The organism is Ruegeria sp. HKCCA6837, from assembly GCF_013034475.1.
GTDB lineage: Bacteria > Pseudomonadota > Alphaproteobacteria > Rhodobacterales > Rhodobacteraceae > Ruegeria.
Genome location: NZ_WQGD01000002.1, coordinates 79,005 through 99,191 on the forward strand (window position 1 = coordinate 79,005; position 20,187 = coordinate 99,191).

Here is a 20,187-nt window from a genome sequence, read left to right on the forward strand (position 1 = left end):
TGCCTGATCGGATCAGGCGCGGGTCCACAGGGCGCTTTCGCCCAGCTTTTCTACAAATGCCTCATGCGCTGCGCGCTCATCCTCGGTGATCCGGGAAGGCAACGGTGTGCCGCGCGGCATTGGCCGCCAGTCTTCGCCGCCGCCGGATGCGGAGGATGCGGACGTGGACAGGCCAAAATCAGGCTGTCGCCCACCGATCAGCTCAAGATAAACCTCGGCCAGAATTTCAGAGTCGAGCAAAGCGCCGTGCAGTACACGGTTCGAGTTGTCGATATTGAAACGACGGCAAAGCGCATCCAAAGACGCTGGGGACCCGGGAAACCGTTTGCGGGCGATTGCCAGCGTATCCAGTGCTTGTTCCATCGGGATCAACGGCGCGCCCATCCATTTCAGTTCAGCGTTCAGGAACTTCATGTCGAACGATGCGTTGTGGATCACCAACCGCGCATCCCCAACAAACTCACGAAACCCGTGACCCACCTTGGCAAACACCGGTTTGTCTTTCAGCGTCACCTCACCCTTTTCCGGTGGACGCGGGTTGTCCAACAGGTCTGGGCCGATGCCATGCACGCCAAACGCCTCATCCGGCATACCGCGTTCCGGGTTGATATAGACGTGATACGTTTCACCCGTCGCGACGTGGTTCCACAGCTCTACGGCACCAATCTCAACAATCCGGTCGCCGCTTTCGGGATCGAACCCGGTGGTTTCGGTATCAAGTACGATCTCACGCATCTTTCATCCCCGCCCGTATCTGCCTGACCACATCCTGCACCTGCTGTCTGGCATGGTCCAGCGTGTCTGTTACGATAACAAAATCCGATCGCGCGCATTTCTCTGCATTCGGCATCTGCTTGGCGCGGATCTGTTCGAACTGCGCCTCAGACATGGTTCCCCGTTCCATTACACGGCGCTTTTGTTCATCCGCCGGGATCGAAACGCAGGCGACGGCGTCCATGGCTACGTCTCCACCTGTTTCGAAAAGAAGGGGTATGTCGAACACCAGAATGTCGCTTGTTGTGTTTTCGCGAAATACAGCGCGATCTTTCGCGACCAGAGGATGCACAATCGCTTCGATTGCTTTCAACGCTTCGGGATCGGCCGCAATGATCTGCCTTAACGCGTCCCGGCTTACAGCTCCGTCAACAATCGCGGCAGGGAAGGATGCGCGCATCGGTTTAATTGCAGCACCTCCGGACGCGTATAACCGATGCACTGCAGCATCCGCGTCCCATAGGGCGCAGCCTTCTTCGACAAACATCTGCGCCGTGGTGCTTTTCCCCATACCAATGGAACCAGTCAGACCCAGCGCAAAACTCATGCCAAAGCAGCCGTGCGCGTATCCGCGTCCACCTCAGGGCGCACACCGAACCACCGTTCAAATCCAGGAACCGCCTGGTGCAGCAACATGCCCAATCCGTCGACTGTGGTGCATCCTGCCTCTTCCGCGGTTTTCAGAAAGTTTGTTTTCAACGGAGCATAGACCAGATCCGTGACCACGGCACCGGGCTGCAATCCATCCAGAGGAACCCGCAATTCCGGCTGGCCCTGCATCCCCAATGAGGTTGTATTGACCACCAGTTCCGCGTTTTCGATGACGTTTCCGGCCTGAACCCAATCTACAACGCGGATTCGTTGACCGAATTCCTCTTTCAGATGATCCGCACGGGCGCGCGTCCGATTGGTCAACAGGATTTCCGGCACGCCAGCATCGGATAAGGCTTGCAGAACCGCACGCGCCGCGCCGCCGGCACCAAACACTACGGCCGGGCCGTCTTTGGCATTCCAGTCGGGGGCACCACTGCGCAGGTTTTCCATGAACCCGTACCCATCAGTGTTATCTGCGTGGATGGAGCCATCTTCGCGGAACACCAGTGTATTTGCAGCGCCGATCACCGTTGCGCGGTCGGATACGTGATCCGCAATCTTCAACGCTGCTTCCTTGTGTGGAACAGTCACGTTGGCCCCGACAAACCCGGCTTTGGGCAGCGTACGTAGCACGGTTTCCAGATCGGCTGGGGCGACATCCATTGGGATGTAATGCCCGGCAAGGCCATACGTCTTCAGCCAATGGCCATGCAGTTTCGGGGAACGTGAATGCCCAATGGGATATCCGATCACCCCGGCCAGAGGAACCCGGTAGTCCGTCATTGATCGATCACCCCTTTGACAGCCAGAAAATTGAGAAGCTCCAACAATGGCATACCCAAAACGTTAAAATAGTCGCCGTCAATGGTGGCGAACAGCCGGACGCCTTCTTCTTCCAGCTTATATGCTCCGACGGCATGGCGGATACTGTCCCAGTTCCGTGAGACATAGTCTTTCAGATAGGCATCAGAGCTGGCCCGCATCCGCAATCGTACCTGTCCTACGTGCCGCCAAATCGGCTCTCCGTCCTGATAGATCACGGCCGCTGACAAAAGCATGTGCCGTTTGCCGCGCATCGCTTTTAGCTGAGCCACTGCCTGTTCCGGGTTTTCAGGTTTTGACAGCAGCTGACCGTCAAAATCCAGAACCTGATCACACCCCAGCACCATAGCGCCAGGATTCTTGTCGCTGACTTTGCGGGCTTTCATTTCCGCAAGCGTGTCGGCAATATCTCGTGGTGATGCGCTTTCAGCCAGCAAGGCGCGCTTGGCGGTCTCTTCATCCACGCGCGCGGTTTGAACGGTGAATGGTACAGCTGCATTCTCAAGCAGCTGCGCCCGTATCGCAGATCCCGATGCCAGAAGAATGGGGACAGACATGTGGAAAACCCCGTGTGAAAGTCGATGAGAGCTCTGGGGTGCTTTGTATGGTTTTACGGTTGACACGCAACCCCGGGAAATTCGCGTGAAAGATCCTCGAGTCGCTCTAATCCAATCCAGCCAGGACAAGGATAACTTGGAATACCGGGATAATCTGATTGTCCCATGATACCCAAAGAGTTATCCCCAAACGCTATCTGGGTGTAACAGACTTAAGTATCTGTTTTTATTATTATAAATTAAGTTTCAACAGAATCACTAGAAAATCAAAAAGTTCTGTCCACCTGGGGAAAACGCATGGGTAAAAAAGTAATCCACGGAAATTGTTATCCCTACAAAACCATCTTCCTTTCTCTTTCTTTATTTTTTTATTAGGGAGAGTTCCGAACAACGCTCGGAGCCAAGATGACTGATCTTCTTTTCACGCTGTACCCGTGGGTGAAGTCACTCCATATCATGGCCGTGATCTCATGGATGGCGGGTCTGTTCTATCTACCACGCTTGTTCGTCTATCACGTTGAAAAAGCTCAGGCTGTCGACGGGGCGCAAGAAATCTTCTTTGAAATGGAAGAAAAGCTGCTGCGTGTGATCATGCGCCCTGCGATGATCGTGGCTTGGGTGTGCGGCCTGATCATGGTGTTCACACCGGGTATTGTTGGATGGGATTGGTCGTGGCCTTGGATCAAAGGTGCAGCCGTGATCGGTATGACCTGGTTCCATCACTGGTTGATGGCGCGTCGCAAGGATTTCCTGGAAGGCCGAAATAAGCTCACTGGGCGGCAGTATCGTATGATGAACGAAGTTCCGACCGTTTTGATGGTTATCATCGTTCTGGCGGTCATTCTGAAGTTCTGACGGGCTGTTTGACTCCGAAAGCAGTCGCGCTTATGTAGGGGACAACTCGCCCGTCCGGGCGGCGTATCTTCCGTACTGAAATTTCACTTCGTGCCGCGCTGATCGCGGTGAAGGTATATATCATGACAACTGACGCCCTGAATCTGGCCGACCTGAAGGCCAAAAGCCCCAAAGACCTTCTGGCGATGGCCGAAGAACTGGAGATCGAAAACGCCTCGACCATGCGGAAAGGCGAGATGATGTTCCAGATTCTGCGCGAACGCGCGGATGAGGGCTGGACCGTTGGCGGTGATGGTGTGCTTGAGGTGCTGCAGGACGGTTTCGGTTTCCTGCGCTCGCCCGAGGCGAACTATCTGCCAGGTCCCGACGATATCTATGTCTCGCCCGATATGATCCGTCAACACTCGCTGCGCACCGGAGATACTGTTGAGGGTGAGATTAAGGCACCTGATGATAATGAGCGTTACTTTGCGCTGACCAAGGTCACCAAGATCAACTTTGAAGATCCTGAAAAGGCCAAGCACAAGATCCTGTTCGACAACCTGACGCCTCTGTACCCAGATGAGCGTCTGAAGATGGAGATCGAGGATCCGACCATCAAAGACAAGTCGGCCCGTGTGATCGACCTTGTGTCGCCGATCGGTAAAGGCCAGCGCTCGCTGATCGTGGCACCGCCGCGGACCGGTAAAACGGTTATCCTGCAGAACATCGCGCATTCGATCGAACAGAACCATCCAGAGTGTTACCTGATCGTTCTGCTGATCGATGAACGCCCGGAAGAGGTGACCGACATGCAGCGCTCGGTGAAGGGTGAGGTTGTGTCCTCGACCTTTGACGAGCCCGCAACACGCCACGTGGCCGTGTCCGAGATGGTGATCGAAAAGGCCAAGCGTTTGGTCGAACATAAACGAGATGTTGTTATTCTTCTCGACTCGATCACAAGACTTGGTAGGGCCTTTAACACTGTGGTCCCATCCTCGGGTAAAGTTCTGACCGGTGGTGTGGATGCGAACGCGCTGCAACGCCCGAAACGCTTCTTTGGTGCGGCGCGGAACATCGAAGAGGGTGGCTCGCTGACCATCATCGCTACCGCGCTGATCGATACTGGCAGCCGGATGGACGAGGTGATCTTTGAAGAATTCAAGGGCACGGGTAACTCGGAAATCGTTCTGGATCGCAAGATCGCTGATAAACGCGTGTTCCCGGCCATCGACATCCTTAAATCTGGTACACGGAAAGAGGATCTGTTGGTCGACAAGGGCGATCTGGCTAAAACCTTTGTTCTTCGCCGCATCCTCAACCCGATGGGCACGACCGATGCAATCGAGTTCCTGCTATCCAAGTTGAAGCAGACCAAGACGAACTCGGAATTCTTCGATTCAATGAACACCTGACGCCGAACCGGTACTGACGCGGGGGCTATTCATGGATACGATATTTGCCCTGGCCAGCGCGCAAGGCAAAGCTGGGGTGGCGGTCATCCGCCTCTCAGGGCCCGACTCGCATTCTGCGGCGGCGCGGCTGACAGGTGGCACGCTGCCTGAACGTGGCATGGTTCTGCGGACATTGCGGGATCAGGGTGGTGCGCGTCTTGACGATGGCTTGGTTCTTACGTTCCAGGCCCCGGCCAGTTTCACCGGAGAGGATGTGGCAGAGCTTCAGATTCATGGCAGTACAGCATCCGTCAACGCGGTATTGCAATGTTTGTCGGATACTGAAGGGCTGCGCATCGCGGAGCCGGGCGAGTTCACACGCCGGGCGCTTGAGAATGGCAAGATGGATCTGACGCAGGTCGAAGGCCTGGCCGATTTGATTGATGCCGAAACCGAGGCGCAACGCAAACAAGCGCAAACAATTCTGGCTGGTGAGCTGGGCATACTGGCAGAACGGTGGCGCCGGGATTTGATCCGCGCCGCGTCTTTGCTGGAAGCTGTCATCGACTTTGCCGATGAAGAGGTTCCAACGGATGTAACGCCTGAAGTTCGCGAATTGATCACTGGTGTCATGTCAGACCTTCGCCGTGAGGCAGAAGGAGTAAAAATCGCTGAACGTATACGCACGGGGTTTGAAGTTGCAATTGTGGGGCTTCCGAATGCGGGTAAGTCCACTCTTCTGAACGCACTGGCAGGTCGAGACGCCGCCATCACTTCGGAATACGCTGGAACCACGCGGGACGTGATCGAAGTTCGGATGGATCTGGCTGGTTTGCCTGTGACTTTGCTGGATACGGCCGGGTTGCGTGAAACTGAGGATCATGTTGAAAACCTGGGTATTGAGCTGGCGCGCAGCAGAGCGGAGGCCGCCGACCTGCGTGTTTTCCTGTCAGATACACCCGAAGACCTAGGGGTTGGGATGCAGGCAGGTGATATTCATGTTTTGCCGAAAGCTGATCTTCGAAGTGAAAATAGTCTCGGCGTTTCTGGTAAAACAGGGCAGGGGATTGACGCGCTTGTAAACCAGATTTCGTATGTCCTTTGTGAAAGAACTACCACCCATGGTATTGCAACGCGGGAACGACATCGGGTTGCAATCAATGGGGCACTGACTTCTCTCCAATCGGCAATCCCGGTTCTGGAATCAGGTCCAGACATGTATGATATCGCCGCGGAAGAATTACGAACCGCCATAAGGGCACTTGAATCGCTGGTGGGCAGAATAGATGTCGAAACACTGCTGGATGAAATCTTCTCTAGCTTCTGTTTGGGAAAGTAAGGAGTGTTTCACGTGAAACATTCGAAGTTTGATGTCATCGTTATTGGTGCTGGGCACGCCGGGACAGAGGCTGCTCACGCCTCTGCAAGGATGGGTGCCAATACTGCTTTGGTAACCCTGTCCGCATCGGACATTGGTGTAATGTCCTGTAATCCGGCAATTGGCGGCTTGGGGAAAGGCCACTTGGTTCGCGAGATTGATGCTCTTGACGGCGTTATGGGGCGTGTCGCGGATCAAGCCGGCATTCAGTTTCGTTTGTTGAATCGTCGTAAAGGACCTGCAGTACAGGGCCCCAGAACACAGGCGGATCGAGCCCTTTACCGGGCAGCGATGCAAAAAGAAACGCAAAACCAGAATAATCTGTCCGTTGTCGTCGGTGAAGTTGTCGACTTTCTTATGAACGGGCCGCGTGTTTCCGGCGTTTTGCTTGCGGATGGATCAGAGATTTCCGGGCAGGCAGTCATACTGACATCTGGGACATTTCTGCGCGGAGTCATTCATATCGGTGACGTCTCACGACCTGGTGGGCGGATGGGAGATCGCCCTTCTATCAAGCTTGCCGAACGTTTGGATAGTTATGATTTGCCGCTGGGACGCTTGAAGACAGGTACGCCGCCTCGTTTGGATGGGCGGACAATTGACTGGTCCGATCTAGAGCGTCAAGACGGGGACGAAGAGCCAACACTATTCTCATTTCTGTCGACAGACGTGGTCGCACCGCAGATCTCCTGTGGAATAACGCATACCAACGCACAAACACATGAGATCATTGAGGCCAATCTTTCAAAGTCAGCGATGTACGGTGGCCATATTGATGGTATAGGCCCTCGGTATTGCCCGTCTATTGAGGATAAGATTGTAAGATTTGCAGACAAGGAATCCCATCAGATCTTCCTGGAACCCGAAGGAGTGAATGATCACACGATCTATCCTAACGGTATTTCAACCTCACTTCCTCAGGACGTCCAACTGCAGTATGTACGATCCATCAAAGGCCTTGAAAAAGCAGAGATTCTGCAACCAGGATATGCCATTGAGTATGACTACGTAGATCCTCGTGTTCTAACCGCGACACTGTCGCTGCCAGAAATTCCGGGGTTGTACTTGGCTGGTCAGATCAATGGAACCACAGGATACGAAGAGGCCGCCGCGCAGGGTATGGTTGCCGGGCTCAATGCAGCGCTTGAAGTGCAAGGCCGTGATCCTGTGCACTTCACAAGATCTGACAGCTATATCGGGGTCATGGTAGATGACCTTACAACACGCGGTGTGGCTGAACCTTATCGGATGTTTACATCACGTGCGGAGTTCCGGCTTTCCTTACGTGCTGATAATGCAGACCAGCGCTTGACGCCGATTGGCATGGATATTGGATGCGTTGGGTCCGATCGTGAGGCGCACTTCAAAGACAAAATGGACCAGCTCGATGCGGTAAAGGCTAAGCTGGCAGAGCGTACATACACACCGAAACAGGTGCTGTCGGCCGGAATTAACGTCAACCAAGATGGCAATCGCCGCGACGGGATGGCGATCTTGGCATTTCCGGACGTATCTTTCGACAATCTGTTACCATTGATCCCGGATCTACAAGATGTGGATCAAAAAATCCGACTTCAGATTGAGCGTGACGCGCTTTATGCAAACTACATTGCGCGCCAGAAGCGAGATGTGGAGGCGATGAAGCGGGATGAATCTTATGCTATCCCTCGCGACTTCGACTATTCCTCTTTAGATGGCTTATCTTCCGAGATGAAGCATAAGCTATCGCAGGCGAAGCCTTCGAATATAGCCCAAGCAAGTCGAGTCGAGGGGGTAACACCTGCCGCGTTGACACTTGTACTTGCGAAGCTACGCCGCGAAGACAGGGCGCGACGGGCATGAGCGCTGGTTATTCGGCATTTGAGCGGCTAAATGTTTCACGTGAAACATTCAAGCGTTTGGAAACCTACGTTGATCTCGTAAATCGCTGGAATCCTAAAATCAATCTAGTGTCCCGAAGTAGTCTGGAACACATCTGGGATCGCCATATCCTCGACTCCGTGCAAGTTTATAGATGTGCTGGTCAATACAAAAGCTGGGTGGATATAGGCAGTGGAGGCGGATTTCCGGGAATGGTATGCGCCTTGATCGCGGCTGATCATTCACCAGACTCACGATTTACTTTCGTTGAAAGTGATCAAAGGAAGTCTGCCTTCTTACGCAATGTAGCGCGGGAATGTGAAATCAAATGCAAGGTGATTTCGAAGCGAATCGAAAGTGTTGATCCTTTGGATGCAGATGTCCTTTCGGCTCGTGCCCTGGCAGAGTTGCGGGTATTATTGTCCTTTTGCGACAGGCATTTAAGTAAAACGGGAACAGCTTTGTTGCCCAAAGGCGCAACCTGGAAAAAAGAACTGTCAGAGGCGCAAGAAGAATGGAATTTCGACGTCGAGCCGATTACAAGTTTAACTGAACCTCAGGCCGTTATCCTTAAAATCAAAGGAGTATCACGTGGTTGATCTGTCCCGACCTTCAGGACCTCGGATTATTGCGGTCGCCAATCAGAAGGGCGGAGTGGGGAAAACAACGACGGCAATCAATCTTGCAGCAGGGCTTGCGGAATCCGGTTGCCGGGTTTTGGTGGTTGATCTTGATCCTCAAGGGAATGCGTCCACCGGATTGGGTGTAGAGGATCGGGATTGGACAACCTATGACCTCATCCTTGACGACGCTCCGTTAGAGGCCGTTGTTCAAGAGACGGAAATAGACAACCTTATGGTTGTTCCGGCAACCGTTGATCTGAGTTCTGCCGACATTGAATTGATATCCAATGAAAAGCGCAGTTATTTGTTGCACGATGCATTGAGGCAGACTGCGGTTGATGCTTTCAACCTTGATTTCATCCTTATCGATTGCCCGCCGTCTTTGAACCTGTTGACCGTCAATGCAATGGTGGCGGCGCATTCAGTCCTTGTGCCGCTGCAAAGTGAATTCTTTGCTTTAGAAGGTCTTTCTCAACTGATGCTGACGATCCGAGAGGTTCGGCAAACAGCAAATCCTGATCTGAGAATCGAAGGTGTTGTGTTGACCATGTATGACAACCGCAACAACTTGTCCCGTCAGGTTGAAAAGGATGCGCGTGACAATTTGGGTGAGATGGTCTTTAAGACAAAGATACCCAGAAATGTGCGAGTCAGCGAGGCTCCGTCATATGCGCTGCCAGTGTTGCAATATGATTCGGGTTCGCTTGGCGCGATGGCTTATCGGCATCTGGCCCGCGAGATCATGCACAAGAACAATAAAACCGCTGCGTAGGCGGAAATGAGGAGGGCGACATGAGCGCCAAAAAAACAAAATCCAGAGGGTTGGGGCGCGGGCTGTCCGCTCTTATGGCGGACGTAAATACCGAAACGGAAGGGCGGGCACAGTCCGAAGTGCGTCGGCCCGATCTTAAGGTTCCAATTGAGAAGCTAAAGGCCAATCCCAATCAGCCGCGCCGCACATTCCTGCCCGAACAGCTGGACGAATTGGCCGCCTCGGTCAAGGAAAAGGGTATTATCCAGCCTCTGATTGTCCGGTCGACCGGAGCTGATGAATACGAAATCGTTGCAGGGGAGCGTCGTTGGCGGGCAGCGCAAATGGCGCAGCTGCATGATATCCCTGTCATCGTGCGGGATTTTGACGACACCGAAGTTCTGGAAGTTGCGATAATCGAAAACATCCAGCGCGCGGACCTGAACGCGGTGGAAGAGGCCGCTGGGTACAAGCAACTGATGGATCGTTTCGGCCATACGCAGGAAAAGCTGGCTGAAGCTTTGGGTAAAAGCCGCAGCCACATTGCAAACCTTCTGCGTCTTTTGTCCTTGCCAATGGATGTTCAAGCCCTTGTTATTGAAGGAAAAATATCTGCAGGACATGCAAGAGCCCTGATCACGGCCGAAAACCCATCGGAATTGGCGAAGCAGATCGTCAAAGAGGGGCTTTCGGTGCGCGCAACCGAAGCTTTGGTCAAGAAGCAGCAACAAGGTGACGCCGAACGCGCTGCACCGCGGTCCAGAAATCTGGATGCGGGCAAGGATGCCGATACGCGCGCTTTGGAAAAAGATCTATCTGCAATTCTGGCGATGAAAGTCTCGATCAATCACAAGGCTGGAACAGAGACGGGTCAGGTTGTCCTAACATATGAGAACTTGGATCAGCTTGATGATCTGTGCGCTAAGCTCAGCCGTTAGGTCGCGTCCAGATAAAAATCAAAACACCCCCCAGAACGACAGCTTGAATGGCCAAAACGAAAACCGGGGCGGACATCCAAATTGAGATTCCAAAAACGGCGGCGACTGAAACAGTTGCCGCCCTTTTTGCACTAGGGCGGATTGCGCCTGAGCTTTGCCAATCTTGTATCAGCGGTCCGAACAGTTGATGGGTCAACAACCAAGTGTGCAAACGCGAAGAAGATCGGGCAAAGAAAAACGCAGCCAATAGCAGAAATGGGACGGTTGGCAAAAGGGGTAGGACAACCCCAACCATTGCCAGCGCAACACATAACAATCCCAGTCCGGCCCAAAGGTAATGCATGGCTAGCTCAAAAGCTCCCGAATGACGGCGTTCAGTACAGCGCGACCATCTGATGTTGCCCGAAGTCTGCCGTTTTCATGTTCAATCATTTTGATCCCGATCAGATGATCAACCGTGTCTTCCGAGAGTTTTCGGCCTGCTAAGCGCTCCCACCGATCAATATCTAGTCCTTCCGAAATTCGCATCCCCATCATAAGGTATTCGCTCGCCTGGTCTTCAAGGGACAGTGTTGTTCGTCCTTTCTCTCCACCCCCACGCTCTGCAGCGTCAAGCCAGCGCTGTGGATTCAGATAGGTCTCGGTTGCGTATTTTTCTTCGTTAAGCGTAAGCCTCCCATGGGCGCCGGGACCAATGCCAATATAATCACCGTATCGCCAGTAGATCAGATTGTGTTGCGACTCAGCCCCCGTGCGCGCGTGATTGGACACTTCATAAGCGGGCAAACCGTGCGCTTCGCAAATGTCCTGCGTGATCAGATACATGTCGGCGGCGCTGTCATCTTCGGGCAAGCCACGCAGTTTTCCAACGGCATAGCGATCGCCAAAGGCAGTTCCGTCTTCAATCGTCAATTGGTACAGCGACAGGTGGTCCACGGCCATCGACAGGGCTTCGCTCAGTTCCGCGCGCCAGGCTTCAGGTGTTTGGTGCTGTCTGGCATAGATCAGGTCAAAACTGACACGATCAAAGCAGGTCCGTGCGATATCAAAGGCGGTTTGGGCCTCGGCAACAGTATGAATGCGGCCCAGACGACGTAGATCTTCGTCATGCAGCGCCTGAACGCCCATAGAAATTCGGTTTACGCCGGCATCCCGATAAGCTGCAAACCGACCTGCCTCAACCGAGCCGGGGTTGGCCTCGAGGGTGATTTCCATGTTGTTGGACGGGTGCCAAAGTGCGCGCGCCTCATCAATCACGGAAGAAACGGTTTCCGGGTCCATCAGAGACGGGGTGCCGCCCCCAAAGAAAATCGTGTTCAGTACCCGACCCGGCGTTTCAGAGGCAGAGCGGCGCAGCTCACTCAGATAAGCTACAAGCCATCTTTCTTGGTCAATATTCTTCGAGACATGGCTGTTGAAGTCGCAATAGGGGCATTTGGCCTCGCAAAAAGGCCAATGCACGTACAGGCCAAAGCCCCCGTTGCGCCAATCATCCGCCAAAACAGCCTTTCACGAACATCTCAACCGCGCGGCCGCGGTGGCTGATCTTGTTCTTTTCCCAGCGATCCATTTCGGCAAAGGTAACGTCGTGCCCGTCCGGAACAAACATTGGGTCATAGCCGAATCCGTCCTTGCCACGGATCGGCCAGACCAGGTGGCCGGCAGCGATGCCTTCGAATACTTCATCATGTCCGTCGGGCCAGGCCAGAACCAATGTACAACGGAATTGCGCAGTGCGCGGGTGAGGGGCGTTTTTAGCCTCCAGCTCATTATGTGCGCGGGTCATGGCCATTAGGAAATCACGACCATTTGCCGTTTCCGCCCAGTCAGCAGTGTAAACCCCCGGCGCGCCATCCAGCGCGTCGATGGTGATCCCGGAATCGTCCGACAGGGCAGGCAGGCCGGTGGCTTTGGCGGCAGCGTGGGCTTTGATCCGCGCGTTGCCGACAAATGTGTCTTCGGTCTCTTCCGGCTCGGGCAGGTTCATCTCGCCCGCGCCCACAACAGTGACGCCAAAAGGTTCGAGGAGATGCGCCATCTCTTCAAGCTTGCCTATGTTGTGGGTGGCAACCAGCAGCCTGTCCCCATCGAACTTGCGGGTCATGCGGTTGCGGCCTTTTGCGCGGCAGCCAATTCGCCGACGCCTTTTTCGGCCAGATCCATAAGCTGATCCATTTGCGCGCGGCTAAAGACCGAGCCTTCGGCGCTCATCTGCACTTCGATCAGCTTGCCGGATCCGGTCATGATGAAGTTGCCATCAACTCCCGCTTCGCTGTCTTCCGGGTAATCCAGATCCAGAACTGGCTGACCGGCATAAATACCGCAGGACACAGCCGCAACTGGATCAACCAAGGGATCAGAGATGACGTCGCCCGCTTTCATCAGCTTGTTCACAGCCAGCCGCAGGGCCACCCAACCGCCAGTGATCGACGCGCATCGGGTGCCGCCATCGGCTTGGATCACGTCGCAGTCCACGGTGATCTGACGTTCACCCAGCGCGACCCGATCCACACCAGCACGCAAGGCGCGGCCGATCAGGCGCTGAATTTCCACTGTGCGACCGCCTTGCTTGCCGCTGGCAGCTTCACGCCGCATCCGGATGTTGGTGGCGCGGGGCAGCATACCGTATTCTGCCGTGACCCAGCCCAGGCCCGAGCCTTTGATAAAGGGCGGCACGCGATCTTCGATCGTTGCAGTGCACAAAACGTGCGTGTCGCCCATTTTGATCAGGCAGGAACCTTCGGCATGTTTGGTGAACCCCGTCTCGATTGAAACGGTGCGCATTTCGCTTAAATCTCTTCCAGAGGGTCGCATCGGAATTCCTTTGTTTGCTGGGTTGGGGATAACGCCCCGCAGCGTTACGATGCAACCCCGATTGACCTTTCATTTGCCTGCTATTTAATGACGAACGAGCAAGGGAAGACGCATGAGCGAAGCAAGCAAGATTCTGGATGAGATGAACGACCGGTCACGCGAAGTGTTCCGTTTGATTGTCGAGAGCTATCTGGAAAGCGGTGAGCCCGTCGGCAGTCGCACTTTAACGCGCACCTTGTCCGAAAAGGTGAGCGCAGCGACCGTTCGCAATGTGATGCAAGATCTGGAGTTTCTGGGTCTTCTGGACAGCCCCCACATCAGCGCTGGTCGAATTCCAACGCAGCAAGGTCTGCGGATGTTTGTGGACGGATTGCTTGAAGTCGGAGACTTGGGCGCGGATGATCGCGAGAAATTAGAACAAACTTTAGGCTCTAACACAGGCGATGTTGGCGGGATGCTCGACCGTGTCGGCTCTGCTTTGTCGCACGTGACACAAGGCGCCTCGCTAGTTTTAACGCCCAAGCATGAATCGGAAATCAAACATATTGAATTCGTATCACTGGGTCATGATCGGGCTTTGGTAGTGCTGGTTTTCTCGGATGGTCATGTGGAAAACCGCCTGTTCACCCCGCCGCCCGGGCAAACCCCCAGCTCAATGCGCGAGGCGGCAAACTTTCTAAATGCGCTCATCGAGGGGCGGACACTCAGCGAAGTGCGTCGGCAGATGCAGACGCAGATTGATGCACGCAAGCAAGAGATCGACGTTCTGGCGCGTGAGATGGTGGAAAGTGGAATGGCCGTCTGGGATGGAGATGGCAGCGACTCGGCCCGTTTGATCGTGCGTGGACGGGCGAATCTTTTGAACGAACCGGGTCGCGCCGAAGAACTTGATCGGATTCGGACCCTGTTTGATGATCTGGAGCGTAAGCGGGACATCGCTGAATTCCTTGAATTGACCGAAGATGGCGAAGGTGTGCGCATTTTTATTGGGTCTGAGAACAAACTTTTCTCACTTTCGGGTTCCTCTTTGGTGGTGTCTCCATATATGAACGCTGATCGTAAGATAATCGGTGCGGTCGGGATCATCGGGCCAACGCGTCTGAATTATGGACGGATCGTACCGATCGTGGATTATACGGCGCAACTGGTCGGCAAGCTGATATCCGACCGGAGCTAGAGGGTAAGAGATGGCAGAGCCGAAGAACGAAGATTTTCTGGACGATATCATGTCTGCGGAAGCGGAAGAGCTGGCCGAGGAGTTTGCAGAGATCAGCGACGAAGCGCTGGAATTGGATGAGTTACGCGCTGAGCGGGACGACTATAAAGACAAGTTCATGCGCGCGCTGGCAGATGCCGAGAATGCACGCAAGCGTGGCGACAAGGCGCGTCGCGATGCGGAACAGTACGGCGGGTCGAAGCTGGCACGGGACATGCTGCCGGTTTACGACAACATGAAGCGCGCGCTTGAGGCAGCGACGGATGAGCAGAAAGAAGTTGCTGCTGGCCTGCTGGAAGGCGTTGAATTGACCATGCGCGCGCTGAAGGATGTGTTCCAGAAGCACGGGATTGAGGTGATCACACCTGAGGTTGGCGACCGCTTTGATCCTAATGTGCATGAGGCGATGTTTGAAGCACCGGTGCCCGGCACAAAAGCCGGCGACATCATTCAGGTGTCTGCCGAAGGTTTCATGTTGCACGACCGTTTGCTGCGTCCGGCGCAGGTTGGGGTGTCGTCAACACCTTCGAACTAGTTGGCCTCGAAGAGGCCAAGCCTCTGGCGGCCGTATTTATCAACAAGAAGAAGGGGCGGTCAGGAATTGGCCGCCTCTTTCAGTTTGTAAATCAGGTCGAGCGCTTCGCGTGGGGTGAGTTCGTCGGGCAGGACGTCGCTCAACATATCTGTGACAGGAGATGCTTTGGTTGAGGGCGGCGGTGGCGGTGATGCTGCAGAAAACAAAGGCAGATCGTCGATCAGAGCCTTTTGTTTACCGCCTTCCCGTTCGGTTTTTTCCAATTGATCCAGTACCACGCGAGCGCGTTCGACGACTGATGCAGGCAATCCGGCAAGCTGGGCAACTTGCACACCATAGGAGCGGTCGGCGGCGCCCTTGTGGACCTCGTGCAGGAAGATCACTTCGCCTTCCCATTCTTTGACCGCAACGGTTGCGTTATCCACGCCTTCCAGTTTACCGGCCAAAGCGGTGAGTTCGTGGTAATGAGTTGCGAACAGAGCGCGGCATTTGTTGGATGCATGTAGATGTTCAAGCGTAGCCCACGCGATCGAGAGGCCGTCATAAGTGGCGGTGCCGCGGCCAATTTCATCGAGAATGACCAGTGCGCGATCATCGGCCTGATTTAGAATTGCAGCGGTTTCGACCATTTCCACCATAAAGGTTGAGCGACCCCGGGCCAGGTCATCGGATGCGCCGACCCGGCTGAACAATTGACTGACAACGCCGATATGGGCCTGTTCAGCAGGCACGTAGCTGCCCATTTGGGCAAGCAGGGCGATCAGGGCGTTTTGGCGCAGGAAGGTTGATTTACCAGCCATGTTGGGGCCGGTCAGTAACCATATGGCCGCACCGTCATCCGCGCTTAGATCGCAGTCGTTGGCGACAAAGGCATCGCCGCTTTGCTGCCGTAAGGCGTGCTCAACGACCGGATGTCGACCGCCGTGCACGTTGAACGCGCGTGATGTGTCCACATGTGGGCGACACCAGTTTTCCCCGCGTGCCAGATCGGCGAGTGCAGTGGTTAAATCCAGCTCTGCCAGCCCGCGGGCAGCTTGATTAAGCTGTGCTGCAAGGGCCAAAACCTCATCAGAAAGCCTTTGATAGAGCCGCTTTTCAATCTCAAGCGCCAGATTCCCTGCGTTCAGGATACGGGATTCGATCTCTGACAGTTCGACGGTGGTGAAACGCACCTGATTGGCGGTGGTCTGACGGTGGATATAGGTTTCGCTGAACGGCGGGTTCAGCATTTTCTCGGCATGGGTCGCTGTGGTTTCGATGAAGTACCCCAGCACATTGTTGTGCTTTATCTTAAGCGAGGCGATACCCGTGTGTTCCGCGTATTTCTGTTGAAAGCCGGCGATAACCGAGCGGCCTTCGTCGCGCAGGGTACGGGCTTCGTCCAGTTCAACTTCGAAACCGGGGGCGATGAAGCCGCCGTCACGTGCCAGCAGAGGTGGTTCCGCAACAAGCGCTTCGTCCAGAAGGGTCAAGAGATCGTCAAACCCAGTCAGGTTTTGGACGGCGGTCGACAACAGTACTGGCAACTCTTGGACACTGCACAAACTGGCAATCGTGGCCGCTTGCGCCAACCCGTTGCGGATGGCAGCCAGATCGCGCGGACCACCTCGGTCCAACGACAAGCGAGACAAGGCGCGGTCCAGATCCGGTGTTTTGCGTAGCGCTTCACGCAGGTCTGACGCAATCAGGCTGTCCTCAGTTGCGAAGCTTACCGCATCTAGGCGCACATGGATCACGTCCAGATTTCGGGACGGGCTGGACAGGCGCTGTTCCAGCAACCGCGCGCCGCCGGGTGTGACGGTGCGATCGACCACGGACAACAAAGACCCGGCGCGCCCACCAGCGAGCGACCGTGTCAGTTCCAGATTGCGGCGTGTTGCGGCGTCAATTTGGACGACGCGGTCTTCTGATTCTTTGAGAGGGGTTTGCAGCAGGGGTAATTTGCCCTTTTGCGTGATCTCAAGGTAATCGATCAGTGCGCCCATCGCCGAAACTTCGGCGCGACCGAAAGTCCCGAACGCATCCAGCGCACCGACGTGAAACAAGCCGCATATGCGCTTTTCCGCTGCTGTGCTGTCAAAACTGGCACGTCCCACAGGCGTCAGAGAAATCCCCAGATCCCGAACCGGCTCACTAAGCTTGTCTTGAACACCGTCGGCCACGATCAACTCGGACGGGGCCAGCCGCGCCAGTTCCGGGCTGAGCCGAATCGAGGTCAGAGGCATCACGTGAAACGCGCCGGTCGAGATATCGGCCCAGGCCAAGGCGGCCTCATCCCGAACCTCGGCATAGGCAGCCAGAAAGTTGTGGCGGCGGGCTTCCAGCAGGGCGTCTTCGGTCAGTGTGCCGGGCGTCACTAGACGCACGACGTCCCGCTTTACGACTGATTTAGAGCCTCTTTTCTTCGCTTCCGCAGGGCTTTCCATCTGTTCGCAGACAGCGACACGAAAGCCTTTGCGGATCAGTGTAAGCAAATACCCTTCGGCTGCGTGCACTGGCACGCCGCACATTGGAATATCATTTCCATTGTGCTTGCCGCGTTTGGTTAGGGCGATGTCCAGCGCTTCGGCGGCATTGACGGCATCTTCAAAGAACATCTCGTAGAAATCGCCCATGCGATAAAACAGCAGGGCATCGGCGTGGGCCTCTTTGATCTCGAGATATTGCGCCATCATCGGCGTGACTGTGGACAAAGGCGGCCCCCTTTTGGCGTATTCCGGGCGCGACCTTACAAATCCCCCATCTGCTGCGAAAGGTGAAAACGTATTCTCGTTGAGGCGCGCCGTTGCCTGCGCTATGAGGCGAAAGTCCCGCAGTTGTAAAGAAACGACCAATTCCATGCCCAAAGCGAAGATCACCAAAGAAGAAGCACTGGCCTTTCACCTGGACCCGACCCCCGGCAAGTGGGAGGTGCAAGCCACAGTGCCCATGACCACGCAGCGTGATCTGTCGCTGGCCTATAGCCCCGGCGTTGCTGTTCCATGTGAAGCCATCGCCGAAGCGCCCGAAACCGCGTATGACTATACCAACAAAGGTAATCTGGTCGCCGTGATCTCGAACGGTACCGCCGTATTGGGCCTGGGCAATCTTGGCGCGCTGGGCTCGAAACCGGTGATGGAGGGGAAATCCGTCCTGTTCAAGCGGTTCGCTGATGTGAACTCGATCGATATCGAACTGGACACCGAAGACCCGGATGAGTTCTGCCGTGCGGTACGCCTGATGGGCCCCACCTTTGGCGGGATCAACCTGGAAGACATCAAAGCACCTGAATGCTTCATCATCGAGCAGCGCTTGAAGGAAGAGATGGATATCCCCGTCTTCCACGATGACCAACATGGAACGGCGGTGATCTGCGCGGCGGGTTTGCTGAACGCACTGCGAATCTCGGGTAAGAAGATCGAGGATGTAAAGATTGTCCTGAACGGTGCGGGTGCGGCAGGGATCGCCTGTATCGAGTTGCTCAAGGCGATGGGCGCGCGGCACGAGAACTGCATCGTGTGCGACACCAAAGGCGTGATCTATCAGGGCCGTACAGAGGGTATGAACCAATGGAAGTCCGCGCATGCCATCTCTACAGATTTGCGTACGCTGGAAGATGCGATGAAGGGCGCGGATGTGTTCCTGGGCGTGTCGGTCAAGGGTGCGGTCACGCAAGAGATGGTCGCCAGCATGGCGGACAACCCAGTGATCTTTGCGATGGCGAACCCTGACCCCGAGATCACTCCGGAAGAAGCACACGAAGTCCGCGTTGATGCCATCGTCGCCACCGGGCGCAGCGATTATCCCAATCAGGTCAATAACGTACTTGGTTTCCCCTATCTGTTCCGGGGCGCATTGGACATCCATGCGCGCGCTATCAATGACGAAATGAAAATTGCCTGCGCCCATGCGTTGGCTAATCTGGCGCGCGAGGATGTGCCGGACGAGGTTGCTATGGCCTATGGCAAATCGCTGACCTTTGGGCGCGATTATATCATCCCGACACCGTTCGACCCACGTCTGATCCACCGTATCCCGCCAGCCGTTGCCAAGGCCGGGATGGACACCGGTGCGGCGCGGCGCCCGATCATCGACATGGACGCCTATGAGCTGAGCCTGAAATCCCGCATGGATCCGACCGCAAGCATCCTGCGCGGTTTGAACGCCCGTGCGCGTCAGGCACAAAGCCGGATGATCTTTGCCGAAGGTGATGATCCAAGGGTGCTGCGCGCTGCGGTCATGTACCAACGATCCGGCTTCGGAAAGGCGCTGGTGGTCGGTCGCGCCGATGAGGTCAGGGCCAAGCTGGAAGAAGCGGGCTTGGGTGACGCTGTGCGTGAGCTGGAGGTTGTGAATGCCGCCAACACAACGCATCTCGAGAGCTATTCGAATTTCCTCTACGACCGTTTGCAGCGCAAGGGTTTCGACCGAAAGGACATTCACCGCCTCGCCGCGCGGGATCGGCACGTGTTTTCATCATTGATGCTGGCCCACGGCCATGGGGATGGGCTGGTTACGGGTGCGACGCGCAAATCGGCGCATGTGATGGATCGGATCAACCACGTGTTTGATGCCGATGCAGCGCGTGGGGCCGCTGGTGTGACCGCCCTTTTGCACAAGGGCCGGATTGTTCTGATTGGCGATACGCTGGTTCATGAATGGCCGGATGAGAATGACCTGGCAAACATTGCTGAACGATCGGCTGCGGTTGCGCGTCACATGGGCCTGGAGCCCCGGGTGGCCTTCGTCAGCTTCTCGACTTTTGGTTACCCGGTGTCCGAACGGGCCGAAAAGATGCACGTGGCTCCGACGGTGCTGGACCAGCGCGGTGTTGACTTTGAATACGAAGGCGAGATGACCGTGGATGTGGCGTTGAACGTTGATCAGCAGGCTACCTATCCCTTCCAGCGTCTGACCGGTCCGGCGAACATTCTGATTGTTCCGGCGCGGCACTCGGCCTCCATCTCGACCAAATTGATGCAAGAAATGGGTGGTGCAACTGTAATTGGTCCGATTCTGTCAGGCATCGACAAACCGATTCAAATCTGTTCGACCGTTGCGACCGCCAATGACATTCTAAACATGGCCATTCTGGCCTCGTGCGACATCGGATAAGAC

Annotated in this window: 19 protein-coding genes; 10 read left to right on the forward strand and 9 right to left on the reverse strand. The window is 55.3% G+C overall.

Annotated elements, in window-relative coordinates; all coding sequences use genetic code 11:
* Positions 1-12 precede the first annotated feature (12 nt).
* From dnaQ to GOV91_RS04705, 4 genes are read right to left on the reverse strand one after another with little or no spacing between them, the layout of a single operon-like run.
* On the reverse strand, positions 13-735 hold the full coding sequence (dnaQ, locus tag GOV91_RS04690) for a DNA polymerase III subunit epsilon (protein ID WP_171234628.1): 723 nt from the start codon (positions 733-735) through the stop codon (positions 13-15).
* Entirely contained in the window at positions 728-1,321 is a 594-nt protein-coding gene (gene coaE / locus GOV91_RS04695) for a dephospho-CoA kinase (protein WP_171234629.1), read from the reverse strand. The genes dnaQ and coaE overlap by 8 nt, the downstream gene beginning before the upstream one ends.
* Positions 1,318-2,151 (reverse strand): shikimate dehydrogenase, encoded by an 834-nt coding sequence (locus GOV91_RS04700; RefSeq protein ID WP_171234630.1) that lies wholly within the window; start codon positions 2,149-2,151, stop codon positions 1,318-1,320. Before GOV91_RS04700 ends, coaE begins: the two co-directional genes overlap by 4 nt.
* Positions 2,148-2,747, reverse strand: coding sequence for a nucleoside triphosphate pyrophosphatase (locus GOV91_RS04705; RefSeq protein ID WP_171234631.1), 600 nt, complete (start codon positions 2,745-2,747; stop codon positions 2,148-2,150). The genes GOV91_RS04700 and GOV91_RS04705 overlap by 4 nt, the downstream gene beginning before the upstream one ends.
* Before the next feature lie 405 nt (positions 2,748-3,152).
* Here GOV91_RS04705 and GOV91_RS04710 point away from each other — a divergent pair, with 405 nt between their 5' ends.
* From GOV91_RS04710 to GOV91_RS04740, 7 genes are all read left to right on the forward strand, one after another.
* The gene (locus GOV91_RS04710) at positions 3,153-3,602 is read left to right on the forward strand and encodes a CopD family protein (RefSeq protein ID WP_171178694.1); all 450 of its coding nucleotides are present in this window, start codon (positions 3,153-3,155) and stop codon (positions 3,600-3,602) included.
* A 122-nt stretch (positions 3,603-3,724) separates the two neighbouring features.
* Complete coding sequence (rho, locus tag GOV91_RS04715; protein WP_171178692.1) at positions 3,725-4,996, forward strand: transcription termination factor Rho; 1,272 nt, start codon at positions 3,725-3,727, stop codon at positions 4,994-4,996.
* Between the two features lie 31 nt (positions 4,997-5,027).
* Complete coding sequence (gene mnmE / locus GOV91_RS04720) at positions 5,028-6,314, forward strand: tRNA uridine-5-carboxymethylaminomethyl(34) synthesis GTPase MnmE (RefSeq protein WP_171234632.1); 1,287 nt, start codon at positions 5,028-5,030, stop codon at positions 6,312-6,314.
* A gap of 12 nt (positions 6,315-6,326) precedes the next feature.
* Entirely contained in the window at positions 6,327-8,195 is a 1,869-nt protein-coding gene (gene mnmG / locus GOV91_RS04725; protein WP_171234633.1) for a tRNA uridine-5-carboxymethylaminomethyl(34) synthesis enzyme MnmG, read from the forward strand.
* Positions 8,192-8,812, forward strand: coding sequence for a 16S rRNA (guanine(527)-N(7))-methyltransferase RsmG (rsmG, locus tag GOV91_RS04730; RefSeq protein ID WP_171234634.1), 621 nt, complete (start codon positions 8,192-8,194; stop codon positions 8,810-8,812). The genes mnmG and rsmG overlap by 4 nt, the downstream gene beginning before the upstream one ends.
* On the forward strand, positions 8,805-9,608 hold the full coding sequence (locus tag GOV91_RS04735; protein WP_171234635.1) for an AAA family ATPase: 804 nt from the start codon (positions 8,805-8,807) through the stop codon (positions 9,606-9,608). Before rsmG ends, GOV91_RS04735 begins: the two co-directional genes overlap by 8 nt.
* Positions 9,609-9,628: 20 nt before the next feature.
* Positions 9,629-10,525 carry a ParB/RepB/Spo0J family partition protein gene (locus tag GOV91_RS04740; protein ID WP_171178682.1) on the forward strand — a complete coding sequence of 299 codons (897 nt, stop codon included), beginning with the start codon at positions 9,629-9,631 and terminating at the stop codon, positions 10,523-10,525.
* Here the strand turns inward: GOV91_RS04740 and GOV91_RS04745 are convergent.
* The 4 genes from GOV91_RS04745 to rph are packed head-to-tail and all read right to left on the reverse strand — an operon-like array spanning position 10,515 to position 13,339.
* Positions 10,515-10,868, reverse strand: a complete 354-nt coding sequence (locus GOV91_RS04745) for a YbaN family protein (RefSeq protein ID WP_171178680.1) — start codon at positions 10,866-10,868, stop codon at positions 10,515-10,517. The genes GOV91_RS04740 and GOV91_RS04745 overlap by 11 nt on opposite strands.
* Positions 10,869-10,870: 2 nt before the next feature.
* Positions 10,871-12,025, reverse strand: coding sequence for a radical SAM family heme chaperone HemW (hemW, locus tag GOV91_RS04750; protein ID WP_171234636.1), 1,155 nt, complete (start codon positions 12,023-12,025; stop codon positions 10,871-10,873).
* Entirely contained in the window at positions 12,015-12,629 is a 615-nt protein-coding gene (rdgB, locus tag GOV91_RS04755; protein ID WP_171234637.1) for an RdgB/HAM1 family non-canonical purine NTP pyrophosphatase, read from the reverse strand. The genes hemW and rdgB overlap by 11 nt, the downstream gene beginning before the upstream one ends.
* Complete coding sequence (gene rph, locus GOV91_RS04760) at positions 12,626-13,339, reverse strand: ribonuclease PH (RefSeq protein WP_171234638.1); 714 nt, start codon at positions 13,337-13,339, stop codon at positions 12,626-12,628. Before rph ends, rdgB begins: the two co-directional genes overlap by 4 nt.
* A gap of 112 nt (positions 13,340-13,451) precedes the next feature.
* Between rph and hrcA the strand changes: the two genes are divergently transcribed.
* Positions 13,452-14,516, forward strand: coding sequence for a heat-inducible transcriptional repressor HrcA (gene hrcA / locus GOV91_RS04765; RefSeq protein WP_171234639.1), 1,065 nt, complete (start codon positions 13,452-13,454; stop codon positions 14,514-14,516).
* A 10-nt stretch (positions 14,517-14,526) separates the two neighbouring features.
* On the forward strand, positions 14,527-15,090 hold the full coding sequence (locus GOV91_RS04770; protein WP_171178672.1) for a nucleotide exchange factor GrpE: 564 nt from the start codon (positions 14,527-14,529) through the stop codon (positions 15,088-15,090).
* A gap of 59 nt (positions 15,091-15,149) precedes the next feature.
* Here GOV91_RS04770 and mutS read toward each other — a convergent pair whose 3' ends face one another.
* Positions 15,150-17,765, reverse strand: coding sequence for a DNA mismatch repair protein MutS (mutS, locus tag GOV91_RS04775; protein WP_171234835.1), 2,616 nt, complete (start codon positions 17,763-17,765; stop codon positions 15,150-15,152).
* A gap of 163 nt (positions 17,766-17,928) precedes the next feature.
* Between mutS and GOV91_RS04780 the strand changes: the two genes are divergently transcribed.
* Positions 17,929-20,184, forward strand: a complete 2,256-nt coding sequence (locus tag GOV91_RS04780; RefSeq protein WP_171178670.1) for an NADP-dependent malic enzyme — start codon at positions 17,929-17,931, stop codon at positions 20,182-20,184.
* Positions 20,185-20,187 lie beyond the last annotated feature (3 nt).

Excerpts from the sequence above, each read along its gene's own strand:
- dnaQ (WP_171234628.1), bottom strand. The coding sequence starts at position 735 with ATGCGTGAGATCGTACTTGATACCGAAACCACCGGGTTCGATCCCGAA.
- coaE (WP_171234629.1), bottom strand. The coding sequence starts at position 1,321 with ATGAGTTTTGCGCTGGGTCTGACTGGTTCCATTGGTATGGGGAAAAGC.
- GOV91_RS04700 (WP_171234630.1), bottom strand. The coding sequence starts at position 2,151 with ATGACGGACTACCGGGTTCCTCTGGCCGGGGTGATCGGATATCCCATT.
- GOV91_RS04705 (WP_171234631.1), bottom strand. The coding sequence starts at position 2,747 with ATGTCTGTCCCCATTCTTCTGGCATCGGGATCTGCGATACGGGCGCAG.
- GOV91_RS04710 (WP_171178694.1), top strand. The coding sequence starts at position 3,153 with ATGACTGATCTTCTTTTCACGCTGTACCCGTGGGTGAAGTCACTCCAT.
- rho (WP_171178692.1), top strand. The coding sequence starts at position 3,725 with ATGACAACTGACGCCCTGAATCTGGCCGACCTGAAGGCCAAAAGCCCC.
- mnmE (WP_171234632.1), top strand. The coding sequence starts at position 5,028 with ATGGATACGATATTTGCCCTGGCCAGCGCGCAAGGCAAAGCTGGGGTG.
- rsmG (WP_171234634.1), top strand. The coding sequence starts at position 8,192 with ATGAGCGCTGGTTATTCGGCATTTGAGCGGCTAAATGTTTCACGTGAA.
- GOV91_RS04740 (WP_171178682.1), top strand. The coding sequence starts at position 9,629 with ATGAGCGCCAAAAAAACAAAATCCAGAGGGTTGGGGCGCGGGCTGTCC.
- GOV91_RS04745 (WP_171178680.1), bottom strand. The coding sequence starts at position 10,868 with ATGCATTACCTTTGGGCCGGACTGGGATTGTTATGTGTTGCGCTGGCA.
- rdgB (WP_171234637.1), bottom strand. The coding sequence starts at position 12,629 with ATGACCCGCAAGTTCGATGGGGACAGGCTGCTGGTTGCCACCCACAAC.
- rph (WP_171234638.1), bottom strand. The coding sequence starts at position 13,339 with ATGCGACCCTCTGGAAGAGATTTAAGCGAAATGCGCACCGTTTCAATC.
- hrcA (WP_171234639.1), top strand. The coding sequence starts at position 13,452 with ATGAGCGAAGCAAGCAAGATTCTGGATGAGATGAACGACCGGTCACGC.
- GOV91_RS04770 (WP_171178672.1), top strand. The coding sequence starts at position 14,527 with ATGGCAGAGCCGAAGAACGAAGATTTTCTGGACGATATCATGTCTGCG.
- mutS (WP_171234835.1), bottom strand. The coding sequence starts at position 17,765 with ATGATGGCGCAATATCTCGAGATCAAAGAGGCCCACGCCGATGCCCTG.
- GOV91_RS04780 (WP_171178670.1), top strand. The coding sequence starts at position 17,929 with ATGCCCAAAGCGAAGATCACCAAAGAAGAAGCACTGGCCTTTCACCTG.